The 22,281-nt window shown below is 64.1% G+C and carries 20 protein-coding genes and 1 pseudogene; 6 read left to right on the top strand and 15 right to left on the bottom strand.

Annotated features, from left to right (window positions below):
* The first annotated feature begins 200 nt into the window (after nucleotides 1-200).
* A complete protein-coding gene (locus tag FHU13_RS23940) occupies nucleotides 201-551 on the top strand; it encodes a hypothetical protein (protein WP_183438340.1) in 351 nt (116 codons plus the stop codon).
* Between the two features lie 46 nt (nucleotides 552-597).
* Here the strand turns inward: FHU13_RS23940 and FHU13_RS23935 are convergent, their stop codons facing one another.
* From FHU13_RS23935 to FHU13_RS23920, 4 genes are all read right to left on the bottom strand, one after another.
* A complete protein-coding gene (locus FHU13_RS23935) occupies nucleotides 598-1,080 on the bottom strand; it encodes a low affinity iron permease family protein (protein ID WP_183438369.1) in 483 nt (160 codons plus the stop codon).
* A 182-nt stretch (nucleotides 1,081-1,262) separates the two neighbouring features.
* A complete protein-coding gene (locus tag FHU13_RS23930; RefSeq protein WP_183438339.1) occupies nucleotides 1,263-1,487 on the bottom strand; it encodes a hypothetical protein in 225 nt (74 codons plus the stop codon).
* A gap of 228 nt (nucleotides 1,488-1,715) precedes the next feature.
* Entirely contained in the window at nucleotides 1,716-2,951 is a 1,236-nt protein-coding gene (locus FHU13_RS23925; RefSeq protein ID WP_183438368.1) for an MFS transporter, read from the bottom strand.
* 908 nt (nucleotides 2,952-3,859) lie between these two features.
* Complete coding sequence (locus tag FHU13_RS23920) at nucleotides 3,860-4,222, bottom strand: hypothetical protein (RefSeq protein WP_312889636.1); 363 nt, start codon at nucleotides 4,220-4,222, stop codon at nucleotides 3,860-3,862.
* A gap of 334 nt (nucleotides 4,223-4,556) precedes the next feature.
* Here FHU13_RS23920 and FHU13_RS23915 point away from each other — a divergent pair, with 334 nt between their 5' ends.
* The 4 genes from FHU13_RS23915 (at nucleotide 4,557) to FHU13_RS23900 (ending at nucleotide 6,923) form a co-directional block, all read left to right on the top strand.
* Nucleotides 4,557-4,856: a hypothetical protein gene (locus FHU13_RS23915; RefSeq protein WP_183438338.1), complete on the top strand. Its 300-nt coding sequence runs from the start codon at nucleotides 4,557-4,559 to the stop codon at nucleotides 4,854-4,856.
* Between the two features lie 255 nt (nucleotides 4,857-5,111).
* Complete coding sequence (locus FHU13_RS23910; RefSeq protein WP_183438337.1) at nucleotides 5,112-5,879, top strand: hypothetical protein; 768 nt, start codon at nucleotides 5,112-5,114, stop codon at nucleotides 5,877-5,879.
* Between the two features lie 380 nt (nucleotides 5,880-6,259).
* The gene (locus tag FHU13_RS23905) at nucleotides 6,260-6,469 is read left to right on the top strand and encodes a cold-shock protein (RefSeq protein ID WP_056116659.1); all 210 of its coding nucleotides are present in this window, start codon (nucleotides 6,260-6,262) and stop codon (nucleotides 6,467-6,469) included.
* Between the two features lie 208 nt (nucleotides 6,470-6,677).
* Complete coding sequence (locus tag FHU13_RS23900) at nucleotides 6,678-6,923, top strand: hypothetical protein (RefSeq protein ID WP_183438336.1); 246 nt, start codon at nucleotides 6,678-6,680, stop codon at nucleotides 6,921-6,923.
* A 2-nt stretch (nucleotides 6,924-6,925) separates the two neighbouring features.
* On the opposite strand, the gene FHU13_RS23895 is transcribed toward FHU13_RS23900, so the two are convergent.
* From FHU13_RS23895 to FHU13_RS23860, 8 genes and pseudogenes are all read right to left on the bottom strand, one after another.
* A complete protein-coding gene (locus FHU13_RS23895) occupies nucleotides 6,926-7,144 on the bottom strand; it encodes a hypothetical protein (protein ID WP_183438335.1) in 219 nt (72 codons plus the stop codon).
* 975 nt (nucleotides 7,145-8,119) lie between these two features.
* Nucleotides 8,120-8,539: pseudogene (locus FHU13_RS23890) on the bottom strand (hypothetical protein); the annotation flags it as partial.
* A 1,260-nt stretch (nucleotides 8,540-9,799) separates the two neighbouring features.
* Nucleotides 9,800-11,275, bottom strand: a complete 1,476-nt coding sequence (locus FHU13_RS23885) for a class I adenylate-forming enzyme family protein (protein ID WP_183438334.1) — start codon at nucleotides 11,273-11,275, stop codon at nucleotides 9,800-9,802.
* 29 nt (nucleotides 11,276-11,304) lie between these two features.
* Nucleotides 11,305-12,036, bottom strand: coding sequence for a CoA-transferase subunit beta (locus FHU13_RS23880; protein ID WP_183438333.1), 732 nt, complete (start codon nucleotides 12,034-12,036; stop codon nucleotides 11,305-11,307).
* A complete protein-coding gene (locus FHU13_RS23875) occupies nucleotides 12,029-12,856 on the bottom strand; it encodes a CoA transferase subunit A (protein WP_183438332.1) in 828 nt (275 codons plus the stop codon). Before FHU13_RS23875 ends, FHU13_RS23880 begins: the two co-directional genes overlap by 8 nt.
* On the bottom strand, nucleotides 12,853-13,596 hold the full coding sequence (locus FHU13_RS23870; RefSeq protein WP_183438331.1) for an enoyl-CoA hydratase/isomerase family protein: 744 nt from the start codon (nucleotides 13,594-13,596) through the stop codon (nucleotides 12,853-12,855). Before FHU13_RS23870 ends, FHU13_RS23875 begins: the two co-directional genes overlap by 4 nt.
* A gap of 12 nt (nucleotides 13,597-13,608) precedes the next feature.
* A complete protein-coding gene (locus tag FHU13_RS23865) occupies nucleotides 13,609-14,772 on the bottom strand; it encodes a CaiB/BaiF CoA transferase family protein (RefSeq protein ID WP_183438330.1) in 1,164 nt (387 codons plus the stop codon).
* A gap of 16 nt (nucleotides 14,773-14,788) precedes the next feature.
* Complete coding sequence (locus FHU13_RS23860; RefSeq protein ID WP_183438329.1) at nucleotides 14,789-15,604, bottom strand: IclR family transcriptional regulator; 816 nt, start codon at nucleotides 15,602-15,604, stop codon at nucleotides 14,789-14,791.
* A 279-nt stretch (nucleotides 15,605-15,883) separates the two neighbouring features.
* Here FHU13_RS23860 and FHU13_RS23855 point away from each other — a divergent pair, with 279 nt between their 5' ends.
* Complete coding sequence (locus tag FHU13_RS23855; RefSeq protein ID WP_183438328.1) at nucleotides 15,884-17,191, top strand: MFS transporter; 1,308 nt, start codon at nucleotides 15,884-15,886, stop codon at nucleotides 17,189-17,191.
* Here FHU13_RS23855 and FHU13_RS23850 read toward each other — a convergent pair.
* The 3 genes from FHU13_RS23850 to FHU13_RS23840 all read right to left on the bottom strand — a co-directional run bounded on the left by FHU13_RS23850 (nucleotide 17,154) and on the right by FHU13_RS23840 (nucleotide 22,262).
* The gene (locus FHU13_RS23850; RefSeq protein ID WP_183438327.1) at nucleotides 17,154-17,471 is read right to left on the bottom strand and encodes a hypothetical protein; all 318 of its coding nucleotides are present in this window, start codon (nucleotides 17,469-17,471) and stop codon (nucleotides 17,154-17,156) included. The two genes, FHU13_RS23855 and FHU13_RS23850, sit on opposite strands and share 38 nt — an antisense overlap.
* Nucleotides 17,472-17,515: 44 nt before the next feature.
* Nucleotides 17,516-18,436, bottom strand: coding sequence for a PAS domain-containing protein (locus tag FHU13_RS23845; RefSeq protein WP_183438326.1), 921 nt, complete (start codon nucleotides 18,434-18,436; stop codon nucleotides 17,516-17,518).
* A 928-nt stretch (nucleotides 18,437-19,364) separates the two neighbouring features.
* A complete protein-coding gene (locus tag FHU13_RS23840; protein WP_183438325.1) occupies nucleotides 19,365-22,262 on the bottom strand; it encodes a PAS domain-containing protein in 2,898 nt (965 codons plus the stop codon).
* Nucleotides 22,263-22,281 lie beyond the last annotated feature (19 nt).

The raw sequence follows: 22,281 nt of genomic DNA, 5'->3' as shown, positions 1-22,281 counted from the left end.
GGGTGTACGGCGCCTCGTTAAACGCACGTCCGGACAGGCACTTCAGATTTGAGCCACTTCCGGACTTTTGGTCAACGCCGCCGGAAGAACCGCTCGAGTCCTGAAAGCTGCCGTTTGTAGAGAACAGGCGGCCCTAGTGGCCACAACATCCTCGCGTTCGGCCCGCGCTCAGGCATCGTCATGCCGTTGCGGACCGGCGCGTGGCACGGGCGCGCTCCAAAGAAGCCGCTTTGCGGCGTTCCTCGCGCAACACCTCGATGGCGGGCTGCCACCAGCCCCGCGCGAACTCGGCCGGACCCGCTTCTTCACGCACCGGCCTTGCCCGCACCAGTGCGCCGTGTGTCGGCCTGCGTCGGGTGGTCCAGATCAAGGTGCGCGCCGGCCGCGAGCGGCTTCTATACGCCGACGAGGTCTACCGGCGCGGCAATAACGCTAACCGTAGCGGCAATGAGGCCGTCCGAGGCCGCGTGGAGGAGATGCCCGTGATCGCGCTCCTGGCCGCCCTCGGGGTGGGGTACCTCCTCGGCATGCTTATCCACGGCCGGGACTGAGCCAGCTGCCACCGCTTCGCCGGTCCATAAGATCTCACCGAGGGGCCTAGCCGATCCGCTCGGCAGCGCGGGCGGCCTTCTCATGGGCCCGCGCCTCGGCCACGTCGGCCGCTTCGCGGGCATGATCCAGGCGCTCGGCCCTGGCCCGCGTCTCGCAGCGCCGCCGCAAATCGTCGAGCTCCTCCTCGGTGAGGTGCTCGATGCCGATGTAGCGGTTCTGCGCTGCGCTTGCTCGGATGAGCTCGTCGAGTTTGGCCTGGATGGCCGCCCCGTCCCGGTTCTGCGAGTTCTGGATCAGGAACACCATCAGGAAGGTCACGATGGTGGTGCCCGTGTTGATGACGAGCTGCCAGGTTTCCGAGTAGCCGAAGAACGGGCCGCTGATGGCCCAGCCGACGACGATGGCGGCCCCCAGCGCGAAGGCGAGCGGATGGCCAGCCCATTTGGCGACCTTGCCCGCGAAGGTGGTGAAGGCGCGCGACGCCGACGCCTTTGGCTGCGCTGGCTCCCTATCGGCCGTTGAGGTCATGATCTCACCCTGCGAGTCTGTCTCAACGAAGGTGTAGAGGTGCTTCACGGCTTTCCAGAAGGCAGAGCGCTCCGTAGGGCTCCGCCGTTCGAGCGCCCGTTCAAGGTCCGCCCGGCCCGCCGCCTCAGATGCGTGCCGGCCTTCGTCGGTTGCCGGATCATCCCGTTCCTGCCGGGGCGCTGTCATAGGGGCAGCAGCGATGGGGCGGGCGGCGGCTCCTCGGCCTCGCCGGGACTGGCGGTCCAGTCCCGCACCGACCGGTTCAGCCAATCCCTCACGAGGGCCGCGTGCTCCTCGGAGAGATGGCCGCCCGCCACGTCGAACAGGGCCTGCGCTCCGTGTGCAAAGCCGCGGCGGAACTCCGCGGTCCGACAATCGTCGGGTTCGTAGTCCAGTAGGGACGCCATGGTCCTCCTCCGTTCGCAACGGCCTCTCTGCCGGCTGGCCTGAGGGATGGGCAACGTGAGGGGACTGCAACGGCCGAAGCACGGAAACCGTTCTCTGTGAGACCAATGTGTGCGCCGCATGGCATGAGAGCCGGAGCGGATAGCGAGACTGGGACGCCGAGCTCCATCCGCCGCCCGGCGGGCATGACCACGCCGTGTTCAACGATCCACCGACTGTTGCACCGGGCGTCAGGCAGGTTTCAGGCTGGCGGCCAGGCGCTCGCGCCGTTGGGTGCGCCGGCCGGGCTCACTGGTGGCGTCGAGCCAGATGACGAGGGCGAGAGCGATCAAGGCAGGTGCCCCGAGGGCCAGGAAGGCCCCGCTCCAGCCGAGAACCGACTGAGCGAGGCCGCCGTACCAGGCCGAAAGCGCGCCGCCGATACCCTGCACGGCGTTGACGGTGCCGAGCGCCGTCTGGGTGCGGCCTGAGCCCCAGGTGAGATCCGCCACCACGACCGGAACGGCTACGCCGACGATGCCGGAGGCCACCCCGTCGAGGATCTCGGCCGAGATCAGCCACAAAGGGTCGTCGATGAAGGCGGACAGGGTCGCGCGCAGGGGCAGAACCGCCAGGGCGACCAGCAAGAGCTTTCGACGACCGCGCTTGTCGGCGAGCGAGCCCGCGAACAGCGCCACCGGGATCATCACCAGTTGCGCCACCATGACGTAGCGGGCGGTCCAGGCAGTGGCGTCGCTGCCGGCGGCGACGAGCTTCTGGCCGAGCAGGGTCAGCATCCCGCCGTTGCCGAGGTTGAACAGGGCGATCGCTACCGCCAGCACCATCAGCTTGCGGTTCGAGAGTACGCTGCGGGTGGTCGCGCGCTCCGGCTTGTCGTCCGGGTCGTCCTCCTTCCAGCCGACGGCGCGACGCTGGTTGTAGCAATGGCCTGGCGTCGTCAGCGTGGCAACGATGGCCAGCACCGCCATGGCGCCGAGCACCCAAAAGGCCACGGCGGCGCCGAGACGAGCAGTCCCGAAGCTGATCAGGCCGGCCGCGATCAGGATGCCAAGATGGTTGTAGGCCTGATTGCGGCCCTGCTGCTTGGGAAAGCGGTCCTTGCCGACGATGCCAAGGGTGAGCTCGCTGATGGCGGGCAACAGCAGCACGCCGCCGGCGGCTGCCAGCATCTGCGCAGCGAACACGGCCGGGAAGGACTTGGCTGGCAGGATGAGCAGCGTGCCTGCGAGAATGGCCGCGCAGGCGGCGGCGATGAGCAAGCGGGGCCGCCCGATCCGGTCGACAAGGGCCCCGGCCGGCCCGCTCAAGAAAAGGGCGCCGACCCCCACTAGCGTCGTGACGAACCCGACGCGCGCAGGAGACCAGCCGCCTGTCTCAGCGAGCCAGGTGCCCAGGAACGGGCCAAGGCCTCCCTGGATGTCACCGGTGAAGACGTTGATGAGGGCGAGGTGAGTGGTGGCGAGCATGCTCTCGAACCAGTACGCCGCGAGACAGACCGACATCGCAGCCTGCGCCGTGGCGCGAGGACAGGTCACGAGAGACGTTCGGACGACCTAAACCGTTCCGCATCTTCCGTTAGCGCAGAAAACGCATTGTAAGGGTGGCGATAAAGAGGCGAACGCGAACCTCTGATCAGCGCACTTGCTCGAGCGGAACGGTCTGCATTCAAAGAACGTTTTGCTAGAGATGTCCGGAGGCAGGGATATGCCTCGAAGAAACTTGCCCTGGTCTAGATGCGGGCGACCTCCGAGCTCCGCGAGCAGTTCGTCGCGGTTCTGGGTCACGACCTGCGCAACCCGCTCGTCTCCATCGCCGTCAGCCGCCGGTTGAGACGGCGCTCCTCTATGCCGCCGACGCCGCCCTCGTCGTGTGCGATCGAAGCTAACTGAAGCCATTTCGCCGCTTCTACGCCGCCTTCGCCGCTCAGCCGCCCTGCCGCGTGGTGCAGGTTGAGGGAGAGGTCGTCGTGCCCATCGAGACTGGGATCGGAAGGCTATCGATCTCGCCTGGGATGGGCTCTCCGGCATCACCACGGCGGAGGTGGATGCAGCCGATGCGGCGGTGGCCGAATGGCGCCGGTCGAACAGAGCGCAAAACCAGACAAGCTGATCTGCAACAGACTTCTGATGTCCCGCCCGTTCTTGCTCGCGAGGCAGGGAGAGAGGCCTGCAGGCCGCGATTGTCCTGACAGACGTGACGGGGCAACCTGCCGGCTTCACCTTCGAAGCACATCGAGACCGTCATTCCTGCCAAGTCGCCGCTCGATCAACAAGCACACTAGGGAACGAAGAGAGCAAGAAGTTGAGTCGGCAGAAGTCAGGTCCTGCCGATGGTCAATTAGCTACGCGCTGGTAACCGTATCCTTCTGCGGCCTTCAACCCATCTTCTTGTATGTTTGAATGGCACTCTGGCAGCCGGGAGACAGCTTGGACATGTTCTTCTCGAAGCAAGCCTGGGTCTCAGGCCCGTCCTCCGGCGGCAGACCAGCACAGAAGGTAGTGAAATCACCGGCACACTGCTGTTGAAGAACGGCCTTGTCCTCGGCCGTCATGGGAGCGGCTAACGCTGCGCTCCCCGCCATCGCGGCCAGCATAACGCCCAGCCCAAAACGTACCAGCATGTTCTGCTCCCAAGCCGCCTTACCCATCTGGGCTGAATGCAAGAACGTCGTTGAGGCTTCAACCGTTGCACCCCCTCGGCATCCGGCCGCGGCGGCACCAGCGGCTTCGCGGGTCATCTCGGCCGGCAAGACCGCGCGCGCGGCGTCTTTTTGGGCACCTCGCTGGTCCCGCCGAGAGGCTGGCAGGCCGGCCATCGTCCTAGCAGACGTGGCGGGTCACCTGCCGGCACGCCTCTGAAGTGCCGAGGCCGAGGCATTCCTGCCAAGTCGCTGATCGACCCGTCACCTCGTCTGCCGGCCTGTTACCGACATTGAGCGTATCGCGGCAGCGCTGATGGAACGCTATAACCTGACGTGTGAGGAGATCGACGCGATGCAGCTGCCTTCATCCGGCTCACCACTTTAAGGATCCGGTCATCGCTGACGCAGGATGTGGAAAGGGAGGCTCTGCATGGCACGCTTCATCGTGATCGAAAGAGCTACCGGTCGCGTTTACGGCGACACGGCTCGATTCGGTGCGGCGGGGGATGTGATTTCACCTGCCGACGCAGTTTGTCTCATCGATCGCCACGCCGACCGTCCCACACGCAGCTTTGGCTACGTCAACGCCGACAGTGCTACCGCACAGTACGATGTCTACGAAATTCAGCACTCCGGTTCCGAGCGCGCCTCGGCGAGCGATGAGGAGGCACAGACCCTGATTCGTGAGTGCGGCTCCTTAGTGAACTCTCTCGTTTCTTACAATTCTTGAATGCACCCTCTGGCGGCTTTCAACACGCTTTAGCACCTGTAGCCGTCTCATCTCATAGTGTCGGCAACGACAACATCGCTCGCGCCAGAGGCAAAGCACTGAGATCCCAGGCTGCTGCCCGCAGTGGCATACCATGCTGGGTAGAGGCCGACAGCCGTTGGTTTCCATGAAGAGTGCTCGGTAGGAACCCCTGCTGACAGGCCGTCGTTTGGCGCCCTGTAGTCAGCCTCATCTCGGGGCTGCTCAGGAGGTGTCATGCTGCCCCAGGTACGCGCTGTTCACCATGTGATGGTTGCAGTGACCGCATGCGGTGTTGTGGTCAGTTCCGCCGCACACGTGCGGGCTGCGGAAGAAGGCGGGCTCGGCGGTCTGTTCCAGCAGCTCTTCTCACCTCAGCCCGCCCAAACTCCGCAGCCGATCGCCCCTTCTGCCGACCAATCCTCCTCATACGGGCAGGTGAACAGTGGCTCCGGCTCGGCTAGGCGCGCCGACGGCCTGCGGGATGGACGCCAGTCAGCTCGCCGCCGGCAGTTGAAGGAATCGCAACTGCAGGTGAAACCGAAGGTGCGCTACGCGTCACTGCCGAAGCCTGCGAAGGTAGCCGCGCCGCCGGACAAGGCGCAGCCCCCCGCTGCTTCTCTCGATCTGCGGGAGTACGCGGGTAATCCAGACGCAGCATTCATGCATGACAGCACGCTGCGCAAGGGCGACATCGTCATCACAACCTCCGGCCCGAGGGTATTCAAGGGTAAGACGGGGGAGCGACACGCAGCAGCGGAGTTCGAGCCAGCTGGCCGTTCGTCCGCTGTTGATCGAAAGACGCGTAAGCTCTTGGCTGCGATGGTAGCTCCACATGGTGCGCTTCCCGCGCATGAGGCGGACAAGCTTTTAGCTAACCAGCGGCGCTTGTCGGATCCTTCTTCAGCCTCTGACGGGCAGCAGGTTCAAACCGCTAACCTGCGAGTCGTGTACCCGTCCGGTCTGCAAGGGGCAGCGGTGAGGGTCAGCTTGCAGGGGAACTGACTCAAGCCGCCACAACCTGTCGCTGGTGTTTCGCTCATGCGATAACGGCTTCCCGTCGGTCCCGGCATCTGGAGCAGAGGAAGAGACCGGCAGCCTGTCACCGTCTGGCAGACGTGGAGGGGCACTTGTTGGCCTCGCGAATTTCGCTGCGGTGGATATGGCCCGGCCGACGAGGCAGGTACCCGGAGCCTACCCGCGCAGATCATCTGCGAGACGCCATCCGGCAGCCTCACACGGCGAAAAACCGAGGCCATGAGGAAGAGGCCGCTGCCCGGAGATTAAGGATCGGGTACGGATCTGCGCCTCAGGAAGCCAACCTTCCGGGCACAAAAAGCCCACTTGGGAGGTTAGGTTCTTCGTCCGCAACAGGAGACACACACATGGCAACTGGCACGGTGAAATGGTTCAACGGCACGAAGGGTTACGGCTTCATCCAGCCTGACGATGGGGGCAAGGACGTGTTCGTGCACATCTCTGCGGTTGAGCGCGCCGGCCTCCGCGAACTCGCTGAGGGCCAGAAGGTGTCCTACGAGGTCGAAATCGACCGCAGGAGTGGCAAGGAGTCGGCCGGTCAGCTCCAGGTCGGCTGATCTGAGGACGGCCCCTCGTAGCCAGGAGTGAAAGCGATGGGCTGGCTTAGCGTCAGCCTATCCAACGAGAGGCTGTCTGCACCTTCAGCTTCCCTACGCTGGTGCGCTGACGAACCATCAATCCCTGCGACTAACTGCCCAGATTGGGATCACCCACTGTTAGGCGCCGGTTGCCACCCTGCTGCCTCACGCGGTCGGGAGTTTTTGCTTGTTCAATCCCTTCTTCGCTTCCCTGCTGCTCGCACTTGAGGCGCAACGGGTCATCGAACTGCGTCTGGTACGGCTCGCCTGGGGCGGTCAGGAAGGATGGGCTGAGATGAATTCAATGGTGTTCGAGAAGATCGCGGCCGCCACTGAGGCAACCACCACGTTATTGACCGGCGGCACGCACGAGACCGTGTTTGCGCGCTACCGTGAACACGTGGCTGCGAATACCGAGCGTCTGAGGGCGTAGCCTCAGCTTTTACGACCCGGAACCACACCGTCTGAGCCGGACCTGACGAAACAGGTGTCGAACGCGTCGAGATCGTAAACGCGACCGTTCATATCCTGGATGGTCACGTCCTGCCGCCACGTCTCCGCAAGAACCTTGGCACGAGCCAGGGCGATCTCGGGCGACACGGTCTGATAGGACAAAGGCCCATCCGGCGTGTTCGTGGTGATGACGAACTTCATCGCTGCTCTTGCGCTGACCGGAGGCACAGCGTTTTTTGCGGGATGGTGCTGTAACCGATCCCGACGCGAGCTGGTTCGCTGTTCATGGCGGGAGCCGCAAGGCACGAAGCGCCTGGAAGCAGTCCGGTTTCCCATCGCGGCGGTTAAGCGTCAGGGCTCCCGTCTGCGAGTGTAGCCGGCTGCCGCGTACACCTCGTTCGCGTGCGGCCGGCGCGTCCCTCTAGCCGTAGGGGCTGACCGGCGGATGCCAGTCTCACATCATTCACCGTTCAGAGGCTCCTGATCGGCACCGAGATACCGGCGCGATCAGTGTCTGGTTTCGATGGCTTGGCTACGGGATAAACAGGGGCTTTATCTCCCTGCGTCCAGCACCCGGACGTACTCTCTGTGATGCAGGGTCATGTCATGAGGAAGAGCGTATCTACCCTCTCACGCGGCCTTCGGGGAGAGACCATCATCCTGACCCTTGATGGCACCGGAGCAACAAACTTCACTAGTCGAAGGAAGGCCTCGTAGGCTGCTCGCAAGTTGCTTGTGTTTGGATCGACCTCGGCTTGCACTAACGCTCCTGCAGCCGCCTTCCAAAGATCCGAACGATCACTTCGAATAACCTCTTCCAAGCCGTGGTGATGCAACGCGAAGAGGGCTTCCGGAACACTCTCAACAAATTTGACACCAGAATCTCGACGTCTAGGATCGAGCCAAACAACGACTGCATCAGGAAAGCGCGATGAAACCATGGAATGAGCTCCAGAGAATTTTCTTCTCTAATAAACGGCCCTAAAAATGCAGGGTTTCTTGCTGAATCTGTCGCACGTCTACCATGGTTAAGTTTCGGTAACCCTGTTCTAAATAATATTAGAAATTGTGGGATGCCCGAGTGTTCTGCCTGCAGCGTTGCAGGGCCGTACCGGGGAGATTGGCCTGACCCGCAGTCGGTGCACGAGAGGATCCGATTGCTTTCAGCCAGCTGTCGGGGCCGCGAAACAGATCACCCAACGCCGTCCGCCGGAACAGCGCCCGCCACCACCGCCGCTGGTGCTCAGCCCAATCGTGGACCATGTGGCAGCGCTGGCAAAAGGCCGCGAGGTTGGTTGGGCTGTTGTCGGCCGTGTCGTGGTTTCGGTGGGCGGCCGCCAGCGCCATCCGCTTAGTGCGAGCAGCCCCGAGCAGGTCATCGACACCGGCCGCGAGGCAGACGATCTGCCCCGCTCCGTCGCGCCAGGAAGCCGCCTCCTCGTCCCACCAGCGCCCGTCGCCCAGGCAGAACACGGTTCGCCTACCCGGACGGGCGCATGCCTCGCATCGCCCTTTAGTGCGGCCGAAACGGATCCCCGTTGAGAGTTGCGGCGAGTCGATGGGGTAGAAGAAGCGGTACCCGCGCCGGATCGGCATGGCAGGGCATCGAGGCCAAATGGCTAAGCTTCTGCGTAGGCGACCAAGGGCACCTTGTCATCCGGCCAGATGTTCGCCGAAGTCGCCGTCGGGGCGAGGGGGCGAGGGGGCGAGGGGGCGAGGGGGCGAGGGGGCGAGGGGGCGAGGGAGCGAGGATGAGGCGAGGTGTTCGCATCTAAGCCGATCGGAGATTGCCGCTGATACGCCGCTGTCGCTCGACTTGGCCGCGCGCAGCGCCTTCCCTGACGGTTCGATGTCGGGGCTGGCACTGCGCATTGCCGCGACACGCACCGACCTGGGACACGCGAAGATCAGCGGATGCGTCTACACGACGCGCGCGGACATCGAGCACATGGTAGCGGCCTGATCGGTCAGGCCGAAGCCTCTGCAATCCCGCCAGACAGGCGCAGCGGCATAAGCAACTGGGGGCGACAGGAGGCCGGCATCGCTCTGGCCGGGACTCTCCGGACTATAGAAACTCTGCGGCAGACGCTCCCGAGGAAGAGGTCGAGGTGACGAAGGCTCAGACCTGCCCCGACTGACATCCGTAGGGCGGTACCGCACGCGGAAAGCGCTCCTTGATACGCGCGCAACCCCAGGCGCGAAGCGACTCAGGCAGCCTCCGGTTCACTTCGATCCCGACCTCATCGTAGGGCGAGTCTCCGGCTGTAACGTAGTGGTACCAGCGCCATCCAACCGTACCGGCCGCGGCTAGAACGATGGCAAAGGCGACAGAGGCGACCAAGGCCGTCCTTGACTGCGGGCGCTGCGCTCTGTCTGCCACGTCAGAAACTCCGTCAACGTTGACTTAACTGTCCTGTCCGACCGACACGCCCTGTTAGTCAGAGCGCCCCCTCGTACGCGTGGTGAGCCAATCATCAGCGAGAACGGCCGCCGTCAATACCGCTACCGGCCAAAGGGCTTATGCCAGTCCCTTAGAGAGTCCGCTTTCAGGTAGCTTGAATGCGTATTTACAAGGCCAATTTCAGCGAGCGTGGCTTGGTTGCTTCTAAACTGCCGAGGCAACGGAGCAGACAATTTCGGCTGGAGGATATTGCTATCAGTCGCAGTTATGCAGCGGCAGTTGCAGTAAGCTGGGTGCACTAAGGCTTGCGCCCAGTCCGCTACCGTCACAAAGAAGGAGGATCCCAGCAAGTCTATATAATACTTGAAAAGGAGTGGATTTCAGGCTGGTGATGACGTCTTGGCACCACTCAGGTCACAGGCGCGCCGACACGATTGCCTGCAAGTGGCTTGGGCTTAGCGATGGGTTTCAATTGCCAGGATGTTCCGCAGAGCTTTTCGGTCGGTTTTACCGACGCTGTTCGTTGGTAACACTTCGACGCCGCGGATCTCGGCAGGTACGTAGATGCGTGCAAGAGAGCCCTTCACGAAGGCCTTGAGAGCGGGCTCGTCGAGTCGCTCCCCCTCTTTCAAGACCACGAAGGCGACCGGCACCTCACCGAGATCGGCGTCCGGTGCACCCACCACGCAACAGTCGCGGACGGCCGGATGTGTCGTCAGATGACGCTCGATCAGAGCGGGAGAGATGTTCTCGCCGCCGCGGATGATCACGTCCTTGATGCGACCGGTGATCGAGAGGAAGCCATCGTCGTCGAAGCGCCCGAGGTCGCCTGTCCGCAGCCAGCCATCGACTATCGGCTGCTCCGTGCTCCCAAGATACCCGGCCATGAGGGCGGGCCCTGCGATTCGGATCTCGCCCTCGCTTCCATGCGCAGCCTCAGCGTTGGTGACGGGATCGAACAGGCGGACGGCTTGCCCGGACAGCACTGTGCCAATCGTGCCGATCTTACGACGTTCAGGCGGGTTCATCGTCGAGGTGCAGGTAGCCTCCGACAAGCCGTAGGAGACGAGCAGCGGTACGCCGAAAGCGGCCTCGATCTGCTGGTGAAGCGTCGGCGTGATTGGTGCCGAGCCGCAGCGGAGAAAGCGGAGAGTCGGAAACCGTTCGCCGGGTTCGAGATGCGGGAGCAGCCGCGCGTAGATCGTCGGTACGCCGGTCATGTATGTGGGCCCGTCGTTCCGTAGCGCTTCTATGACGGTCTCCGGTTTGAAGCGGTCGTGGAGGATCAGGCTGGCGCCGGCTAGGAACGGAACGATCAGCTGATTGTTGACGCCGTTCGTGTGGTAGAGTGGCATGACGTGAAGGAGCCGGTCCTGCGAGTTCGTGCCGGTGTGGTGTAGCACCCCGTCCGCATTACAGATCAGGTTATCGTGGCATAGAACAACGCCCTTCGGTCGGCCAGTACTGCCCGAGGTAAATAGCAGCATAGCGCTGTCATTGCTGCTAAGACCGTCATCGACGAAGGCGCCGCCGCTGTTCAGGATGCCCAAACCCTGCACCGAGAGGCTTTGGGATGCTTGATCTGCAAAGCGGTCGATCAGACTTTCATCGACGACGAGGTGGCGCATCCCGACCGTCTTTGCCTGCTCGGCGACGGCCTCGGGCGCAAGCCCGGGCTCAATGAAGCAGACACAGGCTCCTGCCTGCATGGCGCCGAAGTAGGCGGCGATCGCAGCGACAATCTTCGGTGCGATGATGCCGACCTTGACCCCGCGCGTGATACCCCAATCGCGGAAGCCCGCAGCGTAGCCGTCGATCAACTGACCCAGTTCGGCGTAGGTGACGGGCGCGTGTCCGGCGATAGCCGTCCGGCCGGCCTGCGCATGCTGCGCGATCGCCTCTCGCAGGCGCGCGCTGATCGATGCCGTCATGCCCTGGCTCCTCCCATTATATGCTTGTGTCAGCGCAGGCGGATCGCCGCATCGCGTTCGAACCCAGCGTCCGGGTCGAGAGCGGTGAGTGCCTCGGCTTCGGCCGGGGTCGGCGGCGGCGTCGGCTCCGCTCCGTCGGCCTCGAAGCGGAACCCGGTCCGATCCCGAACCTCGTCGAGGCTTGCCCCCGGATGCCAGGAGGCCAGGACGAGGCGCCCATCGCGTTTCGTGAAGACCGCGATCGGCGTCACCACGCCGTGCATGCCGCCAGAGGCGGTGATGAAATCCAGCGTTTCGACCAAGGTCCGGCGGGAGTGCTCGGTTCGCCAGGTCACCGCCCGGCGCGCGGTCGGCAGCATCACGGCGCCGCCCCCGCCGCCCGGGAGGCGCACCTTTGGGGCGTGCCAATCGCCGATGCAGGAGACGTTGGTGCGTCCAAGCCCGTCGACCTGAGCCGCACCGAGGAAACAGAGGTCCATCTGCCCGCGGGTGCAGAGGTCGTAGAAGTCCTCGTTGGCGAAGATCGAGCGGGAGCCCTCCGCCAGCACCGGATCGGAGGAGGAGATCGGCACCTGCGAAGGACTCGGGTCCACGCCGCCCGCCACGTTGATGTAGGTGAAGGCGAACGGATATGCGCGCTTCGCCAACAGGCAGGCCAGCATCGGCAGGGCCGAGTTGACGCCGCTGAAGGTGATCTCATTCGGCCGCACGAACCGGGCCAGGTTCGTCACGACGTAGGAGAAGGCGGACCACTCAGACATGGGCCGCCTCCCGCGCCTCGGGTGCTGTGTCGAGGTGGGCTTGGAGCACACCTGGGGCGTCGTCCATGTAGGCCTCGACTGCCGGGTAATCGACCGCATAGTGCGGCCAGCACGAGCCGGGCCATGCACCGGCGGGGACGATGCTGACGGCCTCGACGAGGAAATGGGGCACGAGGGTCAGCTCCGGCTGGTCACGGAAGGAAGCGCCCGACGCGACGCGCTCGGCGACGACGAGGACGCGCTTGGCGGACCGGCTCATGATGCGGTCCCAGTGCGAGGTGCCGTAGACGCGCACGTCACCCTCCTCGCTGACCTCGTTGGCGTGGATGATGGCGAAGTCCGGGGTGATCCGCGGGATGACGTAGACCGTCTCGCCGCTGCCGTAGGGGTCCTCGACCGTCTTCCACCCGTTCAGGGCGGGCAGATCGGAGCCGTGAATGCCGCCGCAGGGCATGAAGGGCACGCCGAAGGCCGACGCGCGCAGGCCCGCGGTGAGGCTCGCGCAGGCGTGCTCCTCCAGGCGGATCTGACCGGTCTCGACCGCGCGCCGATACCACGGTGCCAAACCGAAATTGCCCTCCATCGCCACGATGCCGGCGCGTGCCCGACCGAGCGCCCCGGCGCGGCAGAGGATGTCGATATCGTAGCCGGGGGATTGCTTGATGACCTCCAAGTCCCTGCGCCCCTGACGGATCAGCTCGCGCACGAGGGCGAAGGGACCGCGGTGCAGGAAGCTGCCGCCGAGGGCGAGTGAGCTGCCGTCGGTCACGCGGGCGGCAAGATCTCTGAGGGGGACGATCTTCGGTGTGCCAAGACTCACGGGCGTTTCTCCCGATGTAAGGATGTCTGGGCGCGGTAGGCGCGGATGCGCTCCTTCAGCCCCGGACGGGCGGCGGAGGTGACGAGATCGGCGAGATCCTGCCCCCGGGTGTCGGCCGTGGTCGCGCTGAACAGGGCCGCAGCCACATCGGGTGAGAGCCGGCAAGCCGCCTCCGCGGCGTTCGCGACGGCCTCCTGCCATTCCGCAATCGGGACGCGTCCCGTCAGGAAGCCATCCTGCAGGGCCTCATCGGCGTCGAAGACGAGGCCGTCGCCGAGGACCGTGCGGGCGCGGGCCTCGCCGACGCGCTCAGCGTAGCGGCGGGTGCCGAGCACGAGGCCGAAAGCGAGCCCCGGCATCCGGAAGGTCGCGCCCGGATCACCGATGCGGCGCGCACAGGAGCAGATCAGATCGACGCCGGCGCCGAAATTGCGCCCGTGCGCCAGAGCCATCGTCTCGAAGGGCGCGTGACGGACGGCCTGCAGCAGTTGCTCGACGAGAACGAAGCGCAGAACCAGATCACCCTCGGACTGATCCTCGTAACCGCCGAAGTCGAACCCGGCGCTGAAGTTGCGGCCGTTACCCTTGAACACGAGCAGGCGGATATCGGTGCGGCCCGCCTCGGTGACCTGTTCGAGGAGGGCTTCGACCAGTGTGGCCGAGAGCGCGTTCATTTTGTCCGGTCGATTCAGCGTGAGGGTCAGGGTGGTGCCGTCGCGCTCGACGAGAAGCTCGCTCATCGCGGATCCTCCTTAGGCCGTACGGGCCAGGACGGCCGCCGACGGTTCGGCTCCGAACACATCCTCGTTGTGCTCGCCAAGAGCCGGCGGGTCCCGGTAGATTGGAAATCCTTCGCCCGAGAACCTCAGGGGGGAGACGAAGGTGCGTGTCTCCACGCCCGACGGCAGCCTCACCGGCTGCACCCAACCCATATGCGCGACCTGCGGGTCGGCGAGCGCCTCGGAGTAGCTGTTGATCGGCGAGCAGGGCACGCCGACCGCGCGGAAGCGCGCGAGCAGCTCTTCGCAGGTAAAGTCCGCGAAGAGCTGCTCCAAGATCTTGAGAAGCTCGCCCTGGTGCTGCGCTCGCAAGACCGTCGAGGCAAAACGCGGGTCGTCGAACAGGTCCGGCCGCTCGATCGCGTTGCAGAATGAGCGATAGAGCGCGTTGTTGCCCGCCGCCATTGCGAAGTAGCCGTCCTTGGCGCGAAAGGCTTGGTAGGGGGCGTTGCGCGGGTGCGCGGAGCCGAGTCGACGAGGATCGCGACCGCTGCCGAAGTACTCGCTGGTCTGGAGCGCGCCCATCGCCAGCGAGGCGCCGAACATCGAGGCGTCGATATGAGTCCCCCTGCCGCTGGCGCGTGCCTGGAGCAGTGCGGCCGCGATGGCGTAGGCCGCGTAGAGCCCAGTGCCGAAATCGGAGATCGGCACGCCACACTTGACCGGCGGTGCACCGGGCTCGCCAGTCACGCTCATCACGCCGCTCATCGCCTGCAGAGTGAGGTCGAAGCCAGCTTCCTTCGAGCGCGGCCCTTCCTGCCCGTAAGCCGAGATCGAGCAGTAAACGAGGGCGGGCCGGTCGGCGCTGACCGTCGCATAGTCGAGGCCGAGCCGTTGCATGACACCCGGGCGGTTGTTTTCCAGCACAATATCGGCGGAGCGGATGAGGTCTCGGGCCCGCGCCTTGTCGGTCGGATCCTTGAGGTCGAGCGTGACCGAACGCTTATTGCGGTTCAGCGAGGCGAAGTTCTCGCTGTAGCCCTCACTGATGGGAGGCCAGGCCCGCATGGTGTCGCCACCGTCTGGGTTTTCTACCTTGATGACATCCGCGCCCATGTCGGCGAGGAGCATGGCGCAGAACGGACCGGCAGCGACGCTGCAGAACTCGATGACCCGGATACCGGAAAGCGGTCGCAAAGCCTTACTCCTTCGATCAGGCGAACTCGGCGGTCGCGCCCGAGGGTGCGTGACCCTGGGCGGCCCGCGGCGCGTGGTGTGACGAGAGGGTGATGGGATTGTAGCCGAGCGCTCGGGACAGGCTGCGGGCCACGTCGACGACGACATCGCTGTAGCGGCGCAGGGCCGCCGGGTTCAGGCGGTCGGCAGGGCCAGAAATGCCGATTGCGGCGCCGGGGCGCCCCATCGCATCGTGGACGATGGCGGCGAGCCCGCAAACACCCTCACGCCACTCGCCTCGATTGATTGCAAATCCCTGGATCCGGACTTGTTCGAGTTCACGGCGCAGGAGGTCCAAGCTCGGGATCGTGCGGGACGTGTGGACCTGAAGCAGCTCCGGCAAGTGCGCTAGCGCCTCTTCCTGATAGGCGAGCAGCGCCTTGCCAGAAGCCACGCAGTAGGCCGGAGCGCGGCCGCCGATCGAAGAATAGGCCCGCACCGGATGCGGACTCTCGATCTTGTGCAGGTAGATGACGTCCGCCTTGTCTAGGAGCGAGAGGTGGATCGTCTCCTGCGTCTGCTCGGCCAGCGCCCGCATGTAAGGCTCCGCAACTTGCCGCACATCGATGCGGGCCAGGACGGAACTCGCCAGCTCGAACAGCTTCAGCGTGCACTCGTAGGTGCCGGCCGGGGTGGCGCGTGCGTAGCCCGCAGCGACCAGCGTCTGCAGCGTGCGGTGCACGTTGCTCTTCGTGAGGTTCAGAGAGCGTGCCAAATCGCTGACACCGCGCGGCTTTTCGCTGCCGGCGAGGTGCTCAAGAACCGTCAGGCCTTTGATCAGCGTGCTGTCCATCGTTCCACTATTCAATACGGCGTCTCGTATAATTCTAGTTTGGAGTGCGGATGCTCGTCAAGGTCGCCGCTCGCCTGAGCAGCGAAACCTTCAATGATTTCATGCAGCCGCGGGACAAACGAAGATACTATGCTGCATCTTTTCGATTGACGGAGAATGGCACCATTCACTAGCGTAGTTGAACATGAAACGGCGTTCCATATAATAGAACAATTTGGCGCTGTTCATCGACTCCGGGGAAGTCCGGATGAAAACCACCCTACTGTCGGGAGAGGGAACATGGACGCCACGGTGAAAACGCCGCCGACGAAGAAAGACGTATTCCGCGTCGTCAGCGGCAACTTCCTCGAAATGTTCGACTTCATGGTCTACGGCTTCTATGCCGCTGCGGTGGCGAAGGCCGTGTTCCCCAACGACAACGAGTTCGTCTCGTTGATGCTGTCGCTGGTGACGTTCGGCGTCGGCTTCCTGATGCGCCCGCTCGGCGCCATCGTGCTCGGCGCCTACATCGATCGGCACGGAAGACGCGCAGGCTTGGTCATGAGCCTGGCGATCATGTCCGTCGGTGTCGCCCTAATCGCCTTCACGCCGACCTACGCCTCGATCGGCATCGCCGCCCCGATCCTCGTTCTGATCGGACGCTTGCTCCAAGGCTTTTCGGCGGGCGCCGAATCCGGCGGCGTATCAGTCTACTTGTCTGAGATCGCCACGCCTGGGAACCGTGGCTTCTATGTGAGCTGGCAATCGGCGAGCCAGCAGGTCGCCGTCGTGTTCGCTGCCGTGATCGGCGTCACGTTGCGTGGCCTCCTCTCCGAGGATCAGATGCTCAGCTGGGGTTGGCGCATCCCATTCCTGATAGGCTGCCTGATCATCCCGGTACTGTTTTGGATCCGCCGCTCGATGCAAGAGAGCGAGGAGTTCGCCGAGCGCGCCAAGCACCGTCGTGTAACGCTTGGTGAGATCTATCGTTCGCTCCTTCAGAACTGGGCAATCGTTCTGAAAGCCGTTCTCCTCGTCACGCTGACGAGCGTGTTCTTCTACATGATCACGGCCTACACGCCGACCTATGCGCGACAAGTGCTGGGACTGAGCGACCAGGACAGCTTCATCGTCACGGTCTGCGTCGGCCTCGCGAACTTCATATGGGTTCCTGTCATGGGCGCAGTGTCGGACCGCGTTGGCCGTCTGCCGGTTCTCCTGACCTTCTCGGTGCTTATCGGGGTCACCGCCTACCCGATCATGGCATGGCTTGTTTCCGACCCGTCATTCGGCCGGCTTCTGGCAACGCTGATGTGGATGTCGTTCCTTTACGGCGGCTACCAGGGCGTCATGGTCGTCACTTTGACTGAAATCATGCCGGCCGAGGTGCGCGCCACCGGCTTCTCGCTTGCCTATAGCTTGGCACAAGCGATCTTCGGTGGCTTCACGCCAGCGATCTGCACCTACCTGATCCATGCATCGGGTAATAAAGCGATGCCAGGCCTTTGGCTCGCATGTGCCGCGATGTTCTCGATCGTGGGGGCACTGACGCTCTACCGAAATGCACACATCACGCGGCGGTCTGCTCAATCCGCCAGCCTCGCCTGATTGATCTCACGGAAAGCGTGAACTGGCCGCAAAGCCCTGCGAATTGCCTGGACGGAATCAGTTTCGCCCAGGCGTCAACTGCCAAAAACGCATCGTCGTTTGAACGGGCATCGGGCAGGACCACCGGCATGAGCCTGAAGACATCGGCATGAGAAGCATCGGCGAGCCCGCGAGGAAAAGCTGATTCGGTATCAGGACTATTGCCAGGCGTCCTTCGCTGTCTAACCATCGCCGTCATTGCAGCGGCATCCAGAATATCGAGGAGCAAAGCTTCGGTCATCCAGAACAGACGAGGCCCGGCCGAGTGCCAACTCGACCGAGCCTCTAACTCTCGGATGGAGCGAACCCATGCCTCAAGCTAACTTCGATCTTACACAGGAGGTAGACAGTCGAGGCGTTCGCGCCGACGACGAAGCCGATATGCCGCCGCCAAGACGAGTTGCCCCGCTTCTTCGTGGCGATGCATCCGAGCGCCGGCTCTTTCAGGCCCACACCCCATCCCTCGAACGATCCAGCCGCGAGGCTGCGCGAGCCGCGCCGGCCAGAGCGTTCCAGCACGGCGTTCACGAAGGCGGCGCACCAGGCCCTGGCCCTTGTCCCTGGATCGGCCCCTCTGGCCCCGATCCAAGGTTGCCGCTGATGCCCGTATCGGAGTTCTTCGAAAGCGGTCGTCCGCCAATGGGCTTCGTATTGGTCGGTGCGCACGTGTATTTCATATCGTGGCTTGATTAGGCGCTCCTCGACAGCGCGCCTTTCTCTCTCGGCGAGCACCTGTTCGGTCGTCTCCCAGCAGGCGCAGAAGAAGCCTTCGACCCGCCCGTGCTCTCCCCGGATCGGCGTGTACGAGAAGGCGAAGTGTGCCTCCTCGACGACACCTCGACGGCACATCATGAGGGTGATGTCGTCCATCCGGACGGCTTCGCCGGCATAGGCTCGCTCGACCAGAGGTGACAGTTCGTCCCTGATCTCGGACCAGACTTCGAGGAAGGGCCGCCCGAGCGCTCCAGGGTGCTTCTGCGCCAGGATCGGGGCATAGGCCTGGTTGTGGATCAGGACGCGCTGGGATCCCCAGACGATGAACATCGGTTGGGCCGAGCCGTCGATGACCTCGCACAGGGTCTTCAGGGCCGCCGACCAGGCATGCGGATGCCCGAGCGGCGTGCTGCCCCAATCGCGGGCGAGCGTGACCCGCTCAGGATGCGGGACGGGCGAATTCAGAACGGTCGATCGGACTTCGGTGGTCATGCGCAGGGTAACGCGGCTGGCGACGAAAGTTGCCCGGTTGCTGGAAACGGCACGGCCGCCATGCCGCCGAGCATACTCGCCGATTTCACTTCATGACCGCGATGTGCACAGCACGCCGCCGGCCTACCCCAGAACGCCCAAGGGCAATCAGGATCGCCAGCTGCGTACTACCGCCTGCGCTACGTGCTACCGGCAATCGAAAGGCTCGGCCGCCTCACTTCACGAGGAATGCCTTGCTCATCGTGAGGTTGACGACGATGCTGGCCTCATCCCAGGAGCGGTTGACCGACCCATCCAACTGGTGCGTCATCGCCCGCTCCAGCAGCTTGCTTCCGTACCCCCAGGGCCGCTGGGTGGCTTGAGGGTGGGCCCACCCCGCTCCGTCCACGCCATGATCAGGTTCTCTTCCTGGTCCGTTCCCGACACCTCGGGCGTGCCGCTGGGCACTGACAGGGCCCCGTACTTGGGCGAGTTCGTCGCCAGCTCATGAACCACAAGAGCCAGGGTGGTGGCGGCGGCCTCGCCCACGCCCATCCTCGGCACCGAGCCACGGATGCGCCCGCTGGACGCGCCCATGTCGTCATAGGGTCTCAGAAGGATCGCGAGCAGGTCGCCCAGGAGCGCGGCCTTGCCCTCGTCACCTGGCAGCGGACGGACGCACTCTGTGGCAAGCCCCGGAGGGCGAACGCCCGTTCGTCCATGGTAACGTGTCGGTGTCGAGGTTCCACGACCACAGAGCGACCCCGGCGGCATCGTTGGCATGGCGCAGGTGCTTCGCCGCCCAAGCTGGCGGGATAGAGAACTTTGATGCCACGACAACACTTCTGATAAGCGGTGCCGCAGGGTCGGCATTCAATGCGTAGCACCGTGGCGCGGCCAAGCCGTCGCGTCTATGGACTTTCCAGGCAAGTCCGTCGCCATACTGACGTTAACGTGTTGGAGCGGCTACGATCCCTCGACGGCGCTTCCAAGTCACGGCTTTCCGCAGGACGCGTGAGAGCTGCTCGACCGAGTAGGGCTTGTGCAGGAGCTCGAAGCCGCAGGTGCCGTTCTGCGCCAGGACATGGCTGTAGCCGCTCACCAATACCACCGGCAGGTCATGGTAGAGGCGGCGGATCTCATGACCAAGGTCGATCCCGCTCATCCCGGGCATGACCACGTCTGAGAACACGACGTCGAACGAGGCCGCGTCCTTGGCCAATTCGGCCAGTGCTTCCGCGGCGTTCGTGGTCCAGGTCGTGACATAACCCAGCTCTGCCAGGGTCTGGGTCGCGAAGGTACCGACCTCGATGTTGTCCTCGACGACCAGCACGCGCGTGCCGTGCCCGTCAACCAGAGGCTCGGACTCGGTGGTCGGGGCTGCGGCCTCCGCTGTCACGCGCGGCAAGTAGAGCACGAACATCGTGCCCTTCCCGACCTCGCTCTGCACGCGCACTTCCCCGCCCGACTGCTTGGCGAACCCGAACACCTGAGACAGACCGAGCCCGGTGCCCTGGCCGACCTCCTTAGTGGTGAAGAACGGCTCGAAGATCCGGTCGATGTCCTCGGACGCAATACCGGTCCCGGTATCCTCGATGCACACCGCCACGAAGTCACCAGTCACGGGGGGATGCCTGCGGATTGCCGGTATGACTGACACAGGGTGCACGGTGATGGTGAGGCGCCCCTCACCATTCATGGCGTCGCGCGCATTGACCGCCATGTTGACGATAGCGGTGTCGAACTGGCTCGGGTCCGCGTTGATGAAGCAGGGCTCGCGGGGGATGTCGGTGTCGATCCGGATGCGCGACCCGGTCAGCGTCCCGACCATGTCGCTTAAGGCCCTGACCCCCTGGCCCACGTCGAACACCTCGGGGCGCAGCGCTTGCCGACGCGCAAAGGCCAGGAGTTGCCCGGTTAGCTTTGCCGCGCGCCCGACAGTATCGGAGATCGCGCCGATGTAGCGTTGACGCCGGTCCTCGGGGAGATTGGGACGCTTCAACAGATCGGTGGACGACTTGATCACCGTAAGCAGGTTGTTGAAGTCGTGAGCTACGCCCCCGGTAAGTTGACCGACCGCCTCCATCTTCTGAGCCTGACGCAGCGCCTCTTCGGTTTCCGCCAGACGGGTCTGCTCCTGCATTCGTTCCGTGACGTCGTAGGCAAACTGGTAAGTGCAGCGCAGGGCACCGTCAGGCGCCCGCAGAACGCGGTACTTCATCTCGTAGAAGCGCGCGTCACGAGCGGGAGCACCGAATTGCGCGACTTCCGTGAACTCCTCGCCAGCCAGCGCTCGGCTCCACACGTCCCTCACCGCATCGCGGTGTTCCGGAAGGTGGGCGAGAAGGTCGAGCATCGACTGACCTATGGACGGCCGTGTACCGAAGATCCTCTCGAACTCGTCGGCCGCGGCCCGGTTGATGGCGAGCCAACGGAACTCGGCATCGACAACTTGGACGAAGGCATCCGTCCCCTCAACAATGTCGGCAAACAGCTTCCGCTCGGCCAGCGCCTCGGCGACCCGCGCCTCCAGCGTCTCGTTGAGCCTACGAAGTTCCTCCTCGGCTTCCCTGCGCGCGGTGATGTCGTAGGAGACACCAAAGTACCGCTTCAGACCTGTCGCAGCGTCGGTCACCGCTTGGCCGCGGCGGGCCATCCAACGTGTCTCACCCGTGTCGGGCCGGCGGATACGATATTCGATGTAGTCCAAGGCTTGTTGCGGCAACTCGACTCGGCCGGTGGAGACCTGCTCCCGGTCCTCCGGATGGATCATGTCGAGGAAGAAGCTGACGGGCTTTCTCTCGACTGGGGAGACGCCCCACAAGCGGCAGAACTGATCGGAGACGACGATCTCGCTAGTCTCAGGCAGCAGCTCGAAGGTGCCGATGCCACCCGCCTCCTGAGACACCCGGAGGCGCTCCTCGCTCTCTCGAAGCGCCTGCTCACCCAGATGGGCGGAGGTGACATCGAAGCCCTCGCAGAAAATGCCCGAGACCTGTCCCGCCTCGTCCAGGATCGGTTCGTAGATGAAATCGAGAAAGCGCAGTCCTGTAGCAGCACCGGGATGGCGGAGCTCGGCGGAGATGCGTTCAGCGACGAAACGTTTGCCGGAGGCGTACACCTCATCCAGCCACTCGTAGAAGCCTTGACCTTCGAGTTCGGGAAACGCCTCTCTTACGGTCTTGCCCACGTACCCACGGTCACCGAACAGTCGCTCGTAGGCGTTGTTTACGAACTCGAACACGTGGTCGGGACCGCGCAGCACGGTGATGAAGCCGGGGGCCTGCTGGAACAACCGGCGGTGCCGGGCAGCCTCCGCCTCCTGGATGCGTGCACGCATCACGCGCTCGGTGGTCTCGTGGCCCTGGTTGAAGATTCCGGCGACGGCACCGCTCTCATCGCGGATGGGCGTGAAGCTGTAGTTCCAGTACGACTCGCCGGCGGTACCGTCGCGCTCCATCGCCAGCATCTGGTCGAACGTCGTGAAGCCTTCGCCGTCGAGCACCTGCCGAAACTGAGGTTCGATGACGTCCCAGATATCTGGCCAGACCTCGCGCGCCGGACGCCCGAGCGCCCATGGATGGCGTTCGGCGGGGATGACGGACCAGGCATCGTTGTAGAGAAGGCGCAGGTCCGGTCCCCAGTAGATCGCGGTGGGAAAGCCAGAGTGGAGGCAGATGCTTAGCGCAGAGCACAGCGATTGCGGCCACGTGTCCGGGGGACCAAGCGGGGTTGAGCTCCAATCGTAGGCACGTATCCGCGCACCCATCTCCCCGCCCCCAGTGAGAAAGTCCGTGTTGATCGCGTGGCTCACTGGGCTGTCGCTACCATTCTCGTTCGGCTCCATGGCCTCGTAGCAGGCTTGG

Source organism: Methylobacterium sp. R2-1 (assembly GCF_014191355.1).
GTDB lineage: Bacteria > Pseudomonadota > Alphaproteobacteria > Rhizobiales > Beijerinckiaceae > Methylobacterium.
The sequence above is the reverse complement of the archived record's forward strand: the minus strand, read 5'-3'. Positions and strand labels throughout refer to the sequence as shown.

Excerpts from the sequence above, each read along its gene's own strand:
- FHU13_RS23855 (WP_183438328.1), top strand. The coding sequence starts at position 15,884 with ATGGACGCCACGGTGAAAACGCCGCCGACGAAGAAAGACGTATTCCGC.
- FHU13_RS23925 (WP_183438368.1), bottom strand. The coding sequence starts at position 2,951 with ATGCTCGCCACCACTCACCTCGCCCTCATCAACGTCTTCACCGGTGAC.
- FHU13_RS23860 (WP_183438329.1), bottom strand. The coding sequence starts at position 15,604 with ATGGACAGCACGCTGATCAAAGGCCTGACGGTTCTTGAGCACCTCGCC.
- FHU13_RS23870 (WP_183438331.1), bottom strand. The coding sequence starts at position 13,596 with ATGAGCGAGCTTCTCGTCGAGCGCGACGGCACCACCCTGACCCTCACG.
- FHU13_RS23905 (WP_056116659.1), top strand. The coding sequence starts at position 6,260 with ATGGCAACTGGCACGGTGAAATGGTTCAACGGCACGAAGGGTTACGGC.
- FHU13_RS23920 (WP_312889636.1), bottom strand. The coding sequence starts at position 4,222 with ATGACCCGCGAAGCCGCTGGTGCCGCCGCGGCCGGATGCCGAGGGGGT.
- FHU13_RS23850 (WP_183438327.1), bottom strand. The coding sequence starts at position 17,471 with ATGACCGAAGCTTTGCTCCTCGATATTCTGGATGCCGCTGCAATGACG.
- FHU13_RS23895 (WP_183438335.1), bottom strand. The coding sequence starts at position 7,144 with ATGAAGTTCGTCATCACCACGAACACGCCGGATGGGCCTTTGTCCTAT.
- FHU13_RS23840 (WP_183438325.1), bottom strand. The coding sequence starts at position 22,262 with ATGGAGCCGAACGAGAATGGTAGCGACAGCCCAGTGAGCCACGCGATC.
- FHU13_RS23935 (WP_183438369.1), bottom strand. The coding sequence starts at position 1,080 with ATGACCTCAACGGCCGATAGGGAGCCAGCGCAGCCAAAGGCGTCGGCG.
- FHU13_RS23845 (WP_183438326.1), bottom strand. The coding sequence starts at position 18,436 with ATGACCACCGAAGTCCGATCGACCGTTCTGAATTCGCCCGTCCCGCAT.
- FHU13_RS23930 (WP_183438339.1), bottom strand. The coding sequence starts at position 1,487 with ATGGCGTCCCTACTGGACTACGAACCCGACGATTGTCGGACCGCGGAG.
- FHU13_RS23915 (WP_183438338.1), top strand. The coding sequence starts at position 4,557 with ATGGCACGCTTCATCGTGATCGAAAGAGCTACCGGTCGCGTTTACGGC.
- FHU13_RS23880 (WP_183438333.1), bottom strand. The coding sequence starts at position 12,036 with ATGTCTGAGTGGTCCGCCTTCTCCTACGTCGTGACGAACCTGGCCCGG.
- FHU13_RS23910 (WP_183438337.1), top strand. The coding sequence starts at position 5,112 with ATGCTGCCCCAGGTACGCGCTGTTCACCATGTGATGGTTGCAGTGACC.
- FHU13_RS23885 (WP_183438334.1), bottom strand. The coding sequence starts at position 11,275 with ATGACGGCATCGATCAGCGCGCGCCTGCGAGAGGCGATCGCGCAGCAT.